Here is a 15,386-nt window from a genome sequence, read left to right as displayed (position 1 = left end):
AACGGCTGAAGCTATAATTTTAGTAAAAGTTAACTAAAATATTGATAAAATGATAAGTTTATTTTACTCTTAACTTAGGAATATTGATTAAAGGAGCAGGAACGATGAATGTGGAACAACTCTCACGTTTATTCAAAGAAACCTTTGCCGCCGATCACTTCCGCTTGTTTTTCGCCCCCGGCCGGATCAATCTGATCGGGGAGCATACCGACTATAACGGCGGATACGTGTTTCCTTGCGCGATCACCTTCGGTACGTACGCCCTGGCTCGGAAAAGGAACGACCGGGTGTTTCGCATGTACTCCGCGAACTTTCCCGAACGGGGGATCATCACGTTCGATTTGGACGATTTGGCGTACAAGAAAGAACATGACTGGGCCAATTATCCGAAGGGCATGGTAAAGATGCTGGCCGATGCGGGCCATCCGATCGATGGCGGCGCGGACGTCCTGTTTTATGGAAACATCCCGAACGGGGCGGGGCTTTCTTCTTCCGCATCGATTGAGATGGCGACGGGGGTCATGCTGGAAAAATTGTTCGGCCTCTCGGTGGATCGGCTGGAATTGGTAAAGATCGGAAAGAAAGTGGAAAACGAGTTTATCGGCGTAAACAGCGGGATCATGGACCAGTTCGCCGTCGGCATGGGAAAAAAGGATACGGCCATTCTGTTGGATTGCAACACCTTGAAATACGAATATTATCCCATCCGCTTGGACGGCTATCGGATCGTGATCATGAACACGAACAAGCGGAGGGAACTGGCGGGCTCGAAGTATAATGAGCGGCGGAAAGAGTGCGACACGGCCTTGCAAATTTTGCAGCGGCACGCCGCCATTCAAAGTTTGGGGGATTTGACTCCCGAACAGTTTGAAGACCTGAGCCCCAATCTGACGGATCCGGTCGTCCGCAGGCGGGCGAAGCACGCGGTTTATGAAAACGCAAGGACGATCCGGGCGGCGGAGGCCTTAAAAAGGAACGATTTGCAATTATTCGGCCGGTTGATGAACGAATCCCATATTTCCTTGCGGGATGACTATGAAGTGACCGGCCCGGAATTGGATGCGATTGTGGAAGCGGCCTGGGAGCAGGAAGGGGTTTTGGGGGCGCGCATGACCGGAGCGGGATTCGGCGGATGCGCCATCGCCATCGTTGAAACGGAACAAATCCCGCGCTTCATCGAAAACGTCGGCCGGATCTACAAGGAAAAAATCGGCTATGAAGCCGCTTTCTATCATGTTACCATAGGGGATGGAGCGAAGGAATTGGCCGCCGGAGAATTTGATCTGGTTTGAATTTTTGCCGAGGGGAAAATCCTTCCCCTCTTTTTCGGCCAAGTCCTCCTGTTTGTGCAAAACCCTCCTCCCGGCCGAGGAAACACGGCCACCCGGAGATGGAACAGCTTTGCGCCCGCATCTTTCACAAATTCTTGGACTTTATCCCCTTTTTTCCACATGCGACAGAAAGGAAAGGTGATCCATTTGAGCATCCTGGTCTTAGGCGGAGCCGGATACATCGGTTCCCATTGCGTTTATCAGCTGATCGACGAAGGCTACGATGTGGTTGTGGTCGACAACTTCCAAACGGGCCACAGACAGGCCGTTCATCCGAAAGCAAAATTATATCAAGGAGATATCCGGGACCGGGACTTTTTAAAGGATGTTTTTAAAAAGGAAGATATTGAAGGGGTCATCCATTTTGCCGCCAACTCCCTTGTCGGCGAGTCGATGAAGATCCCGCTGGCCTATTACGATAACAACGTGTACGGCACGCAAGTCTTGCTCGAGACGATGATCGGGGCGGGGGTCAAACGGATCGTGTTTTCTTCCACCGCGGCCGTTTACGGGGAGCCGGAAAAGGTGCCGATTACGGAAGATATGCCGACCGTTCCGACCAATACCTACGGGGAAACGAAGCTGGCCATGGAAAAAATGATGAAATGGTGTGAACAGGCCCACGGCTTGAAATATGTTTCCCTCCGCTACTTCAATGTGGCCGGGGCAAGATCGACCGGGGAAATCGGCGAAGATCACCGCCCGGAAACCCATTTGATTCCGATTATTTTGGAAACCGCCCTCGGCAAGCGGGAGCATATTACCATTTTTGGGGACGACTACCCGACGAAGGACGGGACATGCATCCGCGATTATGTCCATGTCGAAGACCTCATTGACGCCCATATTTTGGCGCTCAAGTACTTGCAAAAGGGCGGAAAAAGCGATGTGTTCAACCTCGGAAGCAGCCGAGGCTTTTCCGTCAAAGAAATGATCGATATGGCAAGGGCCGTCACCGGAAGGGAAATCCCGGCAAAAATCGGGAAACGTCGGCCGGGCGACCCGAGCGTGCTCATCGCCTCGTCGGAAAAGGCCAAAAAAGTACTCGGCTGGAATCCGACAAGGACAAATATCGAGCGAATCATTCAAGACGCTTGGCGCTGGCATTCCACCCATCCGGACGGCTATCGGGAATGAAGGTGTCAAGATGAACATCGAGCAAACGATCCAGCGATTGATTCACGAATGTTTAAAACGGGGATTGTTGGATGAAGCGGATGAGATCTACGCCAGGAACCGGGTTTTGGATCTCCTTCATTTGGAGGATTTTCGTCCCGAAACGTCGGCGCCGGATGCCGCTTGCCGTCCGGAAAAAGATCTCCCCGGCGATCCGGATCTGATCATCCCCTTTTTGTTGGAGGAAATTGTCCGATACGCATGCCGGAAAGGAATCATCGAAGATTTTTTCGATGCCAAAGAAATCTTCGCGGCAAAAATCATGGATGCTTTTGTCGGCAGACCGTCGGAAATCAACCGGAAATTTTACCAAAAATACGAAGAATCGCCGGAAAAGGCGACCCGGTATTTTTATGAACTGAGCAAAAACAGCAATTACATTCAAATGAGCCGGATCAAGAAGAATATCCGTTATCAGGTGCCGACGGAATTCGGGACGCTGGATATTACCATCAACCTGTCGAAGCCGGAAAAGGATCCGAAACAGATTGCCAAAGAAAGAACGGCCCCTTCCGTCGGGTATCCGAAGTGCGTCCTCTGCGTCGAAAACGAAGGATATGCGGGGCGGGTCGGTTTCCCCGCCAGATCCAACCACCGGATGATCCGGATCCCCATCGAAAACGAAATTTGGTATCTCCAGTATTCTCCGTACGTTTATTACAATGAACACTGCATCCTATTGTCGCGGGAACATCGAAACATGAAAATTTCCCGGGAAACTTTCAAAAGATTGTTGGCTTTTGTTGAAAGGTTTCCCCATTATTTCCTCGGATCCAACGCGGATTTGCCGATCGTTGGCGGCTCGATCTTGTCCCATGATCATTATCAGGGCGGCCGCCATGTTTTTCCGATGGAGACCGCAGGAGCGGATTTTTCCTTCACCGTCAAACATTTTCCCCGGGTGGAGTGCGCCGTCATCAAGTGGCCGATGTCCGTCATCCGGCTCCGGGCCGACCGGAAAGAGGATCTTGTCGAGCTGTCCGATTATATCCTAAAGAGGTGGAAAGAATACAGCGATCCGGAAGCGGACGTGCTGGCCTTTACCGGGGATGTCCCGCATAACACGATCACGCCGATCGCCAGAATCCGGGACGGGCGCTATGAAATGGATTTGGTTCTCCGGAACAACCGGACGAGCGATGAGCATCCGCTTGGGATCTTTCACCCGCACGCGGACGTGCACCACATCAAAAAAGAAAATATCGGCTTGATCGAGGTCATGGGATTGGCCGTGCTGCCGGGAAGGCTGGCAGGTGAACTGAAGGAAGTGGAGAAATATTTGTTGGGCGAACCGAACGAAATCAAGGAATACCATCTGCCCTGGGCGGAAGAATTAAAACGGAAATACGGCACGGCGGTTTCTGCCGCGGATGCGGAAAAAATTGTAAAACTTGAAGTCGGGAACAAATTTATCCGCGTCCTCTCCGATTCCGGCGTGTTTAAGCGGGATGAAAAGGGGAAACGGGCGTTCCGGCGCTTTATCGACCATTTGAATGAATAAGGCGGCGGGCGGAGCGGTCCGGGAAGAATGGGCCAAGCCGGCCGGATAAAATAGAAAAAATTTCGCCAAAATCGGGAGGAAGAATTGGGGAAAATTGGCCAAGCCGGCCGGGCCAAATGATTTTTTCCGACGTTCCCGGCGGCTGCGGTTCTTGGCTTTCCCTTCGGCATTCCCGGCGCACCATGCTTCGGGGAAAAACATCCGGATTTTTTTGCCGATTCATTAATATGGAAGGAAATGAGGAAGGAAGCCCTGTTTTCGGTCCGAAGGCGGTTTTTGTCATGCGGCGGAGCCCCGTTTGCCGTCATCTGTCGTGAAAATTGTCATTTCGCTCATCCATCACCTGTCCCCCGGTTTCTGGAGGTCAAGCCGGCCTGGAGGCGCGTTAACGTTTCCCTTCGCCGGCCGGCGGCTTGGCGGCATCGATGGCCAGGCGGGAACTTTTTCGGATGCGGGGATCTTTTGCCGACGGAACGGGAAGAAACGGAGATTTTCGGGAAACCCTATCGAAAGGAAGGAAAAGGGATGAAGATTACAAAGCAAAAATTCGGAGAAGTCGGTCATGAACCCGTCTATGCTTATACGTTGGAGAACGACCGCGGCATGAGGCTCACCTGTTTAAACCTCGGATGCACGGTGACGGAAATTTTGGCGCCGGATAGGGACGGAAATTTGGAAAATGTCGTGCTGGGCTTTGACCGGGTGGAAGATTACCTCCGCCGTAAAACCTATTTCGGGGCCATTATCGGCCGGATTGCCGGAAGGATCCGGGGGGCGGAATTCGCGTTGGACGGCAAGACCTATACACTCCCCGCCAATGAGGGGAACAACCATTTGCACGGCGGAATCAGGGGCTTCCATGAACGGATTTGGGAGGCGAAACCGGTCGAAGAAAAGGACGCGGTCGGCGTCGAATTTACCTATTTGAGCAAAGACGGAGAGGAAGGGTATCCGGGAAATTTGCAAGTCCGCGCTGTCTATTGGCTGACCAACGAAAACCGCTGGATCCAAAAAATCACCGCAAAAACGGACAAAAAAACGATCGTCAATTTGACCAACCACAGTTATTTTAATTTGTCCGGAAACGGGAAAGATCTTATCTTGGATCATGAATTGACATTAAAAAGCGACCGGTTTTTGGAATTGGACGAGGAACTACTTCCGACGGGGAAAAAGCTGGAGGTGGAAGGCACCCCCTTTGATTTCCGGAAGGGAAGGAAAATTTTTGACGGGACCGTATCCCGCCATCCGCAAAATCTTTTGGCCGGGAACGGGTATGATCATCCGTTTCTCCTGTCGGAAAATCTGAATCAAGAGATCGTCTTGCGCCACCGGGAAAGCGGCAGGAAATTGACCGTTGAAACGAATCAACCGTGCGTCGTCGTTTACACCAGCAATGCGTTGGGAGAAGATTTTGCCATTCAAGGCGGCGTCCCGTCGAGAAAATATTTGGGGATTTGCCTTGAGACCCAAGGGCTTCCCGATGCCGTCCACCACAGCGATTTTCCGCCGGTTGTCCTGGAACCGGACGGCCGGTACGAGGCGCTGACCACGTACACGTTTTCGACGGAATAGGCGTTCCACTTTGGCCGGCGTTTTTCGGCCTAGTCTTGAGCGTTCGGAAATGAAATGAGGGATCGAAATGGCAACGATTAAAGATATTGCCGAAAGGGCCGGGGTTTCCATCGCGACGGTGTCCAGGGTATTGAACTTCGACCCGACTTTATCCGTCACCGATGAAACCCGGAAGAAGATTTTTGAGGCGGCCGAAGAGCTTTCCTATAAAAAACGTTCGGTGAAGAAGACGAATCATTACAAAGTCGCCGTCGTCAGCTGGTATACGGAAAATGAAGAGCTGGAAGATTTGTATTATTTGTCGATCCGCCTGGGGATTGAAAACCGCTGCAAACAGCTGAATATTGATACCGTCAAATATTTTTACCAGGATATGAAATCCGCCAATTTTGACGATGTCCACGGATTGATCGCCGTCGGCAAATTCAGCCCCGGCCAGGCGAAGAAGCTGAAGGAGCTTTCTGAGAACATCGTTTTTGTCGACTGCAGCCCGGATGATGATTCCTACGATTCGATCGTGATCGATTTTGAAAAGGCGACGATGAAAATCATCGATTATTTCCTGGAAAAAGGCCATAAAAGGATCGGCTACATCGGCGGCCGGGAAACCTTTAAAGACGAATCCGGGGAAATCACCGACCTTCGCGAAAAAACCTTCATCAGGTATATGAAAGAAAAGGGGTTGCTCGACCCTTCCGTCATGTACTACGGAAGATTTAAAGTAAACGACGGGTACGAGCTGATGAAACAGGCGATCGCCCAGCACGGGGAAGATCTCCCGACGGCCTTCTTTGCGGGCAACGATTCGATCGCCATCGGCGCCCTTCGGGCGCTTTTGGAGGAGAACATCGATGTCCCCGGCCGGGTCAATGTGATCGGCATCAACGACATCAGTGTGTCGAAATATATTTTCCCGCCGCTGACCACTTTAAAAGTGCACACCGAATTGATGGGCGAAACGGCGGTGGACGCCTTGCTGGAACAAATTCAAGGCAGAAAAATCCCGAAGAAAATCTTCATCGCCACCGAATTAGTGGTAAGGGGAAGCAGTTTTTAAAAAGTTGAATAGTATGGGATAAGGGGATGCCCCATGCGGCCGTTTTTGCCATGGGGCGTCCTCTTTCTCATTTTGGATAGGAAGCTTTGCTGTTTTCTTCATCCTTTCGACAACCCTTCGGCCGATTCCGTTTAACCGGAAATCCCGCAAAAGGAAGAGCGGCTGAAGGGCCGGTTTCAAACATTTGACAAAAGCCTGGAATGGGGCTATACTTGAAAACAAAATTTTGGTTTTTTGGGATGTGGAAGAGACGTGATTTTGACCGAACGGCGGAAACAATTTCTTCGGAAGCTGGTCGACTTGTATCAAAAAACAAATGTTCCGGTTCATTATGAAACTTTGGCAAAATATATCGGCGTAAGCAAATGGACGGCCTACGACATCTTGAAAGAGCTTGAAAAACTTGGTTATCTGATCCGCGATTACACTGTGAATCCCGGCGAGGCGGGACGTTCCCAGATCGTTTTTCTGCCGACGGCCAAAGCTTCGAGCCTGTTCGAGCAAGAACGTTCGGAAGAAATCGATCCGGACGACTGGCTTCATACAAAAACGAAGATCCTTGAGCTTTTGAACAGTTTAAAAAGCTCCAGCCCCAGCACGGCCATTCAAAAGGTGCTGGAGGAGATTCCGAAAGCACATATTCGGATGGATTTCTGCGCATACATCATCGGCCTTCTCCTTGTTTATCTCCGCAAGCTTGGCGGAAGGACCGAGGTGCTGATCAAAAATCTCGTCCAAAACGCGCCGACAAAGGATATGCGGCTGACGATGTTTGTCGGGACGGTCCTCGGCAGCATTATTCAAACCATGAATCACGAACTTGGCGTGGAAGTGACAAATTTGGTGGGACGGTATTTGAAATCCATTGCCGACCTTTCCCATCGCGAGAAAGAAATTCTTTCCGATTTTCTTCATGAAGCGCTGGCATGACCCGGTCGGGGAAACCTTCATTTTTTTTCGTTAGTTTTTTGGTATTTTGGGTTATTTGTGTTTTTTGTCGAATTAGAAAGAACGGATGAACTCAAATAAACAAAAAAGGAGGTGATGGCGATGATGAAAAGTCTTCTCGATTTCTTTAAGGGGATCCTGAAATCCTTCAAAAACGTCTTTCGAAGAAAATAAGGTTTTTAATCCTTTGCGCCACTTCTCTAACCGTCCATCAATTGCCCAGGCAGGTGATCGATTTGCTTGCCCTTTTTGGAAAATTAGTCGTCAAAAGCAAAGTTTTCATCATCGTTCTCTCCCTTGTGCTCATAATCCCCGCCCTGTTTGGAATATTCAAGACGAAGATCAATTGCGTCAGTTTGCCTGATATTTCTTTTTCTGAAAAAATCGAAAAGCTGTCGGCCGGTCTCTTTTAACTGCGTCAGGGTTGACATTTCGACAACGGAAGCACATCATTTTCATAACAGAAGCACATCTTTAGCGGAGGACAGATTTTCGCCATGAAAATAGGATTAGCCTTGGGGGGAGGGGCGGTCCGGGGGCTGGCGCACATCGGCGTGTTAAAAGTGCTGAAAAAATATCAAATCCCGATCCATTTTATTGCAGGCACCAGCATGGGCGGCGCCATCGGAGGGTTAGTTGCCGCCGGTATCGACATCGAAGAAATTGAAGCCTTTATTTTGAACACGCCGTCCTATCGGATGGTAGACCTTGGAATTCTAAAATCCGGAATTTTCAGGGGGAACAAAATCTACCGTTTGCTTATTGATTTTTTAAGTCAAAAAGGGCTCGGCGATATTCGGATAGAGGATCTGCAGATTCCTTTTCGGACCGTGGCGGTCGATTTGATAAAGGGAGAACGGTTTGTTTTTGACAAAGGGAACCTCAGTTTGGCCATTCGGGCGACCACATCGGTTCCCGGAATTTTCTCCCCCGTTTATTATCAAGACAAAGTATTGGTGGATGGGGGGCTGTTAAATAACCTCCCGGCCGATCTCGCGCGTGAGGCGGGAATGGATATCGTGATTGCGGTGGATGTCGAAAGGGAGCATGAAGAGCATGCTCCCCGGAATATTTTTGATGTGATCTACCGTTCCTATATGATCATGATGACCGAACAGCGCCGGGCCAATCTCAAATATGCGAACGTCGTTTTTCGCCCGGAAGTCGGGCATATTTTGGCCTTTGACATAGGAAAAATCCGCGACTGCATGGAAGCTGGCGAACGGGAAGCGGAGCAAAAAATTCACGAAGTCCTGGCGCTGCTCGATTGAAGAACATGGGGGAGGGATAGGGGGGTCCGCTCCAATCCCCCGTTCAATCGGACGAATGTTTTCCGGCTGGCTTTCCCAAAGACCGTTTGCGTATTCGATGAAGAAATCGTTCAAATCCTGTAGAGGGTTGTTCCGCCCAAAAGCCCGAAACCACGCAAAAACCCCGGGCGTTTTTTCGCCCGGGGCTTCCTGTGGAGCAAGGCTTTGGGCCCCTTTAAGGTTTTGCCGTTCCGGAAAGGGATTGACTCTAAATCTGGAGCGGTTTCTTTTCGGCTAAACGAAATCATTTAACGCTCGTCTTCAAAAAATTCTCGATCGACAAGGCGCACACGCCGACGGCCGTCGAATGGGTGGTTAATTGGGAAAAGGTGATGGATAAATCTTGTTGATGAAAGGGAATGGTGTGGCTTTTCACAAAATGGGTAATGGATTCTTCCAGCCAGTCTTTTGCCATGGCCAGTCGGTTTCCGATGATGATTTGTTCCGGGTTGAACGTATTGATCATATTGTTGATGCCCACACCCAAATACGCGCCGATTTTTTTGAACAGGTTGATGACTTCTTCGTTTCCTTCCTTCGCCAGTTCAACCAACAATTCAATCGAGATGGAATCCTTGTCGGCGTATGGAATGGGGATGTTTTTGGCCTCTTCCAGCAAAGCTTTTTCCGAAGCGTATTGTTCCCAACAGCCTCGGCTTCCGCAGGAGCATTCCTTTCCGTTAACGATAATGATGGTATGCCCCATTTCCCCTGAAAATCCGCCGGAGCCTGTGAACAATTGGCCGTCCAGGATCACCCCGACGCCGATCCCGATCCCGGCGCTGACATATAAAATATTGTCAAATTCCTTTCCTGCGCCGTACAGCTTTTCCCCGTAAGCCCCCGCGTTGGCTTCGTTTTCGATGATGACCGGAACTTGGAAGCGGTTTTCGATCTCTTCCTTCATGCGGACATTCTTCCATCCCAGGTTCGGCGCGAGCAAGATTTCCCCATCATTGTTCACCATGCCGGGGATCCCGATGCCGATGCCGATAATTCCGTAATGGCTCTGACCGGCGGACTGGATTAAATCTTCAATGATGGCAATCATCATCTGTTTCACTTGTTCAACGCCGGTGACGGATAATTTCTTTTGGATTTCCGCAACGATATGGCCTTTCAGGTCCGTCAATATTCCCAAAATGTAATTGACGCCCAAATCTATGCCAATGGAATACCCGGCTTTCTCATTGAATAAAAGCATAACCGGCCTTCTTCCCCCGCTTGATTTCCCGGGACCGGATTCATAAATGAGCTGCTCTTCGATTAACTCATTGACGAGGGAGGAGACGGTTCCTTTATTCAATCCCACTTTTTGGGCAATATCGGCCCGCGATATCGGCGCTTCGTTTAAAATGGTTTCCAGTACCAAGGTTTTATTGATTTGTTTGACCAATTGCTGGTTGCCGGTAAGTATCGTCATACGAGCGCTCCTTCTTTAGCTTTTATTTTTAATATAATATATTGATTAGATTTTGTATATTTTCCTTTTTGTTCCAGCGGAAACCGGTCATTTGCCAAATTGGCATTAAAAAAAGATATGCCGCTCAATGATCGGATCGCATCCTGCCAGCTTTACATTCATCCTTCACTTCCTTTTCGCTCCTTAAGATAAATGGACAGGGGAGGCAAAACCGGGGCGATTAAGAAAACGGAATCTTTGTTTATACGATAGACAAACAAAGATTCTCATGTTATAATTTTAACATAAAATCCAGTAAAGTTAAGTTCTTGACTGAAGGGGAGGAACGGATGATGGCGTATTTCGAAAACGTTTCCAAAATCCAGTATGAAGGGGCTGATTCCAAAAATCCGCTGTCCTTTAAATTTTACAACCCGGAGGAAAAAATCGGGGACAGAAAAATGAAAGACTGGCTGCGCTTCAGTGTCGCCTATTGGCATACGTTTACGTACGACGGCACCGATCCTTTTGGGCACGGGAACATGATTCGGCCTTGGAATCACCTGAAGGGGATGGATCTGGCCAAAGCCCGTGTGGAGGCGGCGTTCGAGTTTTTTGAAAAACTGAACGTTTCCTATTTTTGTTTCCATGATGTGGACATCGCCCCGGAAGGCGATACGTTGAGGGAAACCAACAAGAATTTGGACGAAATTGTAGACATGATCGAAGAATACATGAAAACGAGCCATGTAAAATTGCTCTGGAACACGGCGAATATGTTTTCCCATCCGAGGTTCGTCCATGGAGCCGCCACTTCCTGCAACGCGGACGTGTTCGCCTATGCCGCGGCCAAAGTGAAAAAAGGGCTGGAAATCGCCAAGCGCCTGAATGCCGAGAATTATGTGTTTTGGGGCGGCCGGGAAGGTTATGAATCGATATTGAACACGGATGTCGGTTTCGAGCTGGACAATTTGGCACGTTTCTTCCATATGGCCGTCGATTATGCGAAAGAAATCGGTTTTGAAGGGCAATTTTTAATTGAACCGAAACCGAAAGAACCGACGAAACACCAATATGACTTCGATGTGGCAACCGGTCTGGCCTTCTTGCAAAAATACGGCCTGCAGGATTACTTTAAATTCAATATTGAAGCAAACCACGCCACATTGGCGGGACATACCTTCGAGCATGAGCTGAGGATCGCCCGGATCAACGGCAAGCTCGGTTCCGTCGACGCCAACCAAGGCGATCTTTTGCTCGGCTGGGATACGGATGAATTCCCGACGGATCTTTACGCCACCACTTTGGCCATGTATGAAATCGTCAAAAACGGGGGACTTGGCAAAGGCGGGTTGAATTTTGACGCGAAAGTCCGGAGAGGATCTTTTGAACCAGAAGATCTATTCCTCGCCCATATTTCCGGAATGGACAGTTTCGCCGTCGGCTTGAAAGTGGCCCATAAATTGATCGAAGATCAAGTCCTGGATAAATTCATCGAACAACGGTACAGCAGTTACAAGGAAGGAATCGGGCGGGATATTGTGGAAGGAAAAGCCGATTTTCATACGCTGGAAAACCATGTGCTCGATATGAAGGAAATTAAAAACGAATCGGGAAAAGTGGAAGAATTGCGGTCGCTGATCAACCAATATTTATTGACCGCTTTTGCAAAATAAGGACTGCGTGTACAGCACAAAGGCCGGACCCTAACAAATCTGCTTCCGGGCAATGAAGTTTAGTTTATTCATATTAACCATAAAGGCTGAACTCCAAAAAAATGCCGGGGTTCGGCCTTTGGGGGATTTTGCTGAAACCGCAAAGGAGAAGTGGAAAGATGAAATATGTGATCGGCGTTGATCTTGGAACGAGCGCTGTCAAGGTTTTATTGGTCAATCAGGAAGGCGAGGTCGTAAAGGAAGCCGCAAAGGCTTACCCGTTGATTCAGGAAAAATCCGGTTACAGCGAGCAAGATCCGGAAGAATGGGTAGAAAAAACGGCCGAGGCTTTGGCGGAATTGGCGGCCGGTTTTAACGGGGATCCCGCGGACATCGAAGGGATCAGCTTTTCCGGGCAAATGCACGGATTGGTGTTGTTGGATGAACGGCACAGGCCGTTAAGAAACGCGATTTTATGGAATGATACGCGGACGACGGAACAATGCAGGCAAATTTATGAGATAGCGGGCAGAGAAAGACTGCTTCAAATCACCAAAAATCTTGCCTTGGAGGGCTTTACCCTCCCGAAGATCTTATGGGTCAGGCAGCACGAACCGGAAATTTTTCAAAGGGCGAAGGTGTTTCTGCTGCCCAAGGATTATTTGCGCTTCCGGATGACGGGAAAAATCCATATGGAATATTCCGATGCGGCAGGAACTTTGTTGTTGGATCTTGAAAAAAAAGAATGGAGCAAGGAATTATGCCGGCTGCTTTCGATTGATCCCTCGATCTGCCCGCCGCTGGTCGAACCCCACGCGTGTGTGGGCACCCTTTCCAAAGAATTTGCCGAAAGATGCGGACTGAAAGAAACCACCAAGGTGTTCGCCGGAGGAGCGGACAATGCCTGTGGCGCCATTGGCGCGGGAATATTGTCGGAAGGAAGCACGCTGTGCAGCATCGGGACATCCGGCGTGGTTCTATCCTATGAAGAACGGGGGGACAAAGATTTTCAAGGGAAGGTCCATTATTTTTACCACGGAAAAGAGAACGCTTACTATACCATGGGTGTGACTCTGGCGGCAGGATACAGTTTGAGCTGGTTTAAAGATGCCTTCGCGAAAAAAGAAAGTTTTGACGATTTCTTGAAAGGGATCGACCGCGTTCCTCCCGGATCCGACGGTCTGCTGTTTGCGCCGTATATCGTCGGAGAGCGGACGCCCCATGCGGATGCGGCGATTCGCGGCAGCTTCATCGGGATCGATTCCTCCCATACCAGGGAACATTTTATCCGGGCCGTGATCGAAGGGATCACCTTTTCCTTAAATGAATCCATTGAGATTTTCAGGAAAAGCGGGAAAAGGGTCGATACGGTCGTCTCCATCGGCGGCGGTGCAAAAAATGAGACATGGCTGCAAATCCAGGCGGATATTTTCAATGCCAAAATCATCAAATTGTCCAGCGAGCAGGGGCCGGGAATGGGGGCGGCGATGCTGGCCGCCTATGGTTGCGGCTGGTTTGAAAGCCTGGAGGAATGCGCAAAAGAGTTTTTGCAAACGAAGAAAGTCTATGAACCTGTTGAAGAAAACGTCAAAATTTATCAGGAAATGTATGAAATCTATAAAAATATTTATTCCCAAACAAAGGTGCTTTCCCATCAATTGAAAAACTTTAGAAAATAAGGCGATCGGGGTGATCGAAATGGGAAAAATCAAAAATCCTATTCTGACCGGTTTCAATCCGGATCCGAGCATCTGCCGGTGCGGGGAGGACTATTATATTGCCGTTTCTACCTTCGAATGGTTTCCCGGTGTCGGGATTTATCATTCGAAGGATCTGAAACATTGGCGTTTGGTAAGCAGACCGCTGAATCGGCTGAGCCAATTGAATATGTTGGGAAATCCCGATTCGGGCGGAATTTGGGCGCCGGATTTGTCTTACCATGACGGCCGGTTTTGGCTTATCTATACGGATGTCAAGGTAACAGAAGGACAGTGGAAGGATTGCCACAACTATTTGGTTACCGCCGAAAGGGTCGACGGCGAATGGTCAGACCCGGTTTATCTGAACAGTTCTGGATTTGATCCTTCGCTGTTTCATGATGAAGACGGCAAAAAGTATTTGCTGAATATGGTGTGGGATCATCGGGTAGGCCATCACAATTTTTACGGAATCGCCCTTCAAGAATACGATCCGGTCCAACAAAAATTGGTCGGCGAGCGCAAAATCATTTTTAAAGGGACAGATTTAAAATTGACCGAAGGCCCCCATCTGTACAAAGTCAACGGTTATTATTATTTGTTGACGGCCGAAGGCGGAACGAGATACGAGCATGCCTCCACGATCGCCCGTTCCAAAAATCTTTGGGGCCCGTATGAAGTTCATCCGGATAATCCGCTCATCACTTCATGGCCGTACCCCCGCAATCCTTTGCAAAAAGCCGGGCATGCGTCCATCGTTCATACCCATACCGATGAATGGTTCCTGGTTCACCTGACCGGCCGTCCTTTGCCGAAAGAGGATCAGCCGCTGCTTGATCCGAGAGGTTATTGTCCGTTAGGGAGGGAGACGGCGATCCAGCGGCTGGAATGGAAAAACGGCTGGCCTTATGTGGTCGGCGGGAATCAGCCTTCATTGGAAATCGAAGGCCCCCGGATCGAGGAAGTGAAATGGGAAAGGGATTATCCGGAAAAGGACGATTTTGATTCAAAGACACTAAACCTTCATTTTCAAACATTGCGCATTCCTTTAGGAGAAGACACGATGTCCTTAACGGACCGGCCGGGCCATTTGCGTTTATACGGCCGTGAGTCGTTGACTTCGAAATTTGTGCAAGCCTTTGTGGCACGCCGTTGGCAGCATTTTAATTTCACCGCCGAAACGAAAGTGGACTTCAAACCGGAAAATTTCCAGCAAGCCGCCGGATTGGTCAACTATTATAACACGCAGAACTGGACCGCCTTGCATATCACCTGGCACGAGGAAAAGGGAAGAGTACTTGAAATCACGACCTGCGACAATTTTGTCTTTGCTCAGCCTTTAAAAGGAAAGGAAATACCGGTACCGGAAGAAGCGGCGTACGTTTATCTCAGGGTGGATGTGAACACGAACCTCTATCATTATTCGTATTCCTTTGACGGCAAACATTGGGAAAAGATACCGATCGATTTTTATTCCTATAAACTGTCCGATGATTACGTGCAAGGCGGGGGATTTTTCACGGGAGCTTTCGTAGGCATGCATTGCCAGGATACTTCGGGGCAAAGGAAACATGCGGATTTTGATTATTTTATCTACAGGCCGAAGGACGAATGACGTCGATCGTTGAAGGGGGGGATCGTTATGTCTGTTTGAGCTGCCGGTCCATCCCTTTTGGGTGGAAATTTGCGCGTGAAATCTGTCGAAAATGTTTTGGAGCTTCGTGGCAAAAAAGT

At 49.3% G+C, this 15,386-nt stretch carries 11 protein-coding genes; 10 read left to right on the top strand and 1 reads right to left on the bottom strand.

Features of this window, described 5'->3' with window-relative positions:
• Positions 1 to 104: 104 nt before the first annotated feature.
• The 7 genes from A3EQ_RS0102605 to A3EQ_RS0102555 all read left to right on the top strand — a co-directional run bounded on the left by A3EQ_RS0102605 (position 105) and on the right by A3EQ_RS0102555 (position 8,859).
• Positions 105 to 1,292, top strand: coding sequence for a galactokinase (locus A3EQ_RS0102605; RefSeq protein ID WP_020153628.1), 1,188 nt, complete (start codon positions 105 to 107; stop codon positions 1,290 to 1,292).
• 186 nt (positions 1,293 to 1,478) lie between these two features.
• The gene (gene galE / locus A3EQ_RS0102600) at positions 1,479 to 2,468 is read left to right on the top strand and encodes a UDP-glucose 4-epimerase GalE (protein WP_026499689.1); all 990 of its coding nucleotides are present in this window, start codon (positions 1,479 to 1,481) and stop codon (positions 2,466 to 2,468) included.
• 10 nt (positions 2,469 to 2,478) lie between these two features.
• Positions 2,479 to 4,008, top strand: a complete 1,530-nt coding sequence (galT, locus tag A3EQ_RS0102595; protein WP_020153626.1) for a UDP-glucose--hexose-1-phosphate uridylyltransferase — start codon at positions 2,479 to 2,481, stop codon at positions 4,006 to 4,008.
• 525 nt (positions 4,009 to 4,533) lie between these two features.
• Positions 4,534 to 5,583: an aldose epimerase family protein gene (locus tag A3EQ_RS0102585; RefSeq protein WP_026499688.1), complete on the top strand. Its 1,050-nt coding sequence runs from the start codon at positions 4,534 to 4,536 to the stop codon at positions 5,581 to 5,583.
• 67 nt (positions 5,584 to 5,650) lie between these two features.
• Positions 5,651 to 6,640 (top strand): LacI family DNA-binding transcriptional regulator, encoded by a 990-nt coding sequence (locus tag A3EQ_RS0102580; RefSeq protein ID WP_020153623.1) that lies wholly within the window; start codon positions 5,651 to 5,653, stop codon positions 6,638 to 6,640.
• A gap of 252 nt (positions 6,641 to 6,892) precedes the next feature.
• The gene (locus A3EQ_RS0102570) at positions 6,893 to 7,570 is read left to right on the top strand and encodes a helix-turn-helix domain-containing protein (RefSeq protein WP_020153621.1); all 678 of its coding nucleotides are present in this window, start codon (positions 6,893 to 6,895) and stop codon (positions 7,568 to 7,570) included.
• Positions 7,571 to 8,085: 515 nt separating this feature from the next.
• Positions 8,086 to 8,859 carry a patatin-like phospholipase family protein gene (locus tag A3EQ_RS0102555; protein ID WP_020153619.1) on the top strand — a complete coding sequence of 258 codons (774 nt, stop codon included), beginning with the start codon at positions 8,086 to 8,088 and terminating at the stop codon, positions 8,857 to 8,859.
• A gap of 283 nt (positions 8,860 to 9,142) precedes the next feature.
• Here A3EQ_RS0102555 and A3EQ_RS0102550 read toward each other — a convergent pair whose 3' ends face one another.
• Positions 9,143 to 10,321 carry an ROK family transcriptional regulator gene (locus A3EQ_RS0102550; RefSeq protein ID WP_020153618.1) on the bottom strand — a complete coding sequence of 393 codons (1,179 nt, stop codon included), beginning with the start codon at positions 10,319 to 10,321 and terminating at the stop codon, positions 9,143 to 9,145.
• Positions 10,322 to 10,653: 332 nt separating this feature from the next.
• Here A3EQ_RS0102550 and xylA point away from each other — a divergent pair, with 332 nt between their 5' ends.
• The 3 genes from xylA (at position 10,654) to A3EQ_RS0102535 (ending at position 15,267) form a co-directional block, all read left to right on the top strand.
• The gene (gene xylA, locus A3EQ_RS0102545) at positions 10,654 to 11,976 is read left to right on the top strand and encodes a xylose isomerase (RefSeq protein WP_020153617.1); all 1,323 of its coding nucleotides are present in this window, start codon (positions 10,654 to 10,656) and stop codon (positions 11,974 to 11,976) included.
• 158 nt (positions 11,977 to 12,134) lie between these two features.
• Positions 12,135 to 13,634 (top strand): xylulokinase, encoded by a 1,500-nt coding sequence (xylB, locus tag A3EQ_RS0102540; protein ID WP_026499687.1) that lies wholly within the window; start codon positions 12,135 to 12,137, stop codon positions 13,632 to 13,634.
• A gap of 19 nt (positions 13,635 to 13,653) precedes the next feature.
• Complete coding sequence (locus tag A3EQ_RS0102535) at positions 13,654 to 15,267, top strand: glycoside hydrolase family 43 protein (RefSeq protein WP_020153615.1); 1,614 nt, start codon at positions 13,654 to 13,656, stop codon at positions 15,265 to 15,267.
• The last annotated feature ends 119 nt before the right edge of the window (positions 15,268 to 15,386 follow it).

The sequence above is a fragment of the Caldibacillus debilis DSM 16016 genome (assembly GCF_000383875.1).
Taxonomy (GTDB): Bacteria; Bacillota; Bacilli; order Bacillales; family Caldibacillaceae; genus Caldibacillus; species Caldibacillus debilis.
The sequence above is the reverse complement of the archived record's forward strand: the minus strand, read 5'-3'. Positions and strand labels throughout refer to the sequence as shown.

What these genes read in the sequence shown, in the direction of transcription:
- A3EQ_RS0102605 (WP_020153628.1), top strand. Translation starts at nt 105, where the DNA reads ATGAATGTGGAACAACTCTCACGTTTATTCAAAGAAACCTTTGCCGCC.
- galT (WP_020153626.1), top strand. Translation starts at nt 2,479, where the DNA reads ATGAACATCGAGCAAACGATCCAGCGATTGATTCACGAATGTTTAAAA.
- A3EQ_RS0102585 (WP_026499688.1), top strand. Translation starts at nt 4,534, where the DNA reads ATGAAGATTACAAAGCAAAAATTCGGAGAAGTCGGTCATGAACCCGTC.
- A3EQ_RS0102580 (WP_020153623.1), top strand. Translation starts at nt 5,651, where the DNA reads ATGGCAACGATTAAAGATATTGCCGAAAGGGCCGGGGTTTCCATCGCG.
- A3EQ_RS0102555 (WP_020153619.1), top strand. Translation starts at nt 8,086, where the DNA reads ATGAAAATAGGATTAGCCTTGGGGGGAGGGGCGGTCCGGGGGCTGGCG.
- A3EQ_RS0102550 (WP_020153618.1), bottom strand. Translation starts at nt 10,321, where the DNA reads ATGACGATACTTACCGGCAACCAGCAATTGGTCAAACAAATCAATAAA.
- xylA (WP_020153617.1), top strand. Translation starts at nt 10,654, where the DNA reads ATGGCGTATTTCGAAAACGTTTCCAAAATCCAGTATGAAGGGGCTGAT.
- xylB (WP_026499687.1), top strand. Translation starts at nt 12,135, where the DNA reads ATGAAATATGTGATCGGCGTTGATCTTGGAACGAGCGCTGTCAAGGTT.
- A3EQ_RS0102535 (WP_020153615.1), top strand. Translation starts at nt 13,654, where the DNA reads ATGGGAAAAATCAAAAATCCTATTCTGACCGGTTTCAATCCGGATCCG.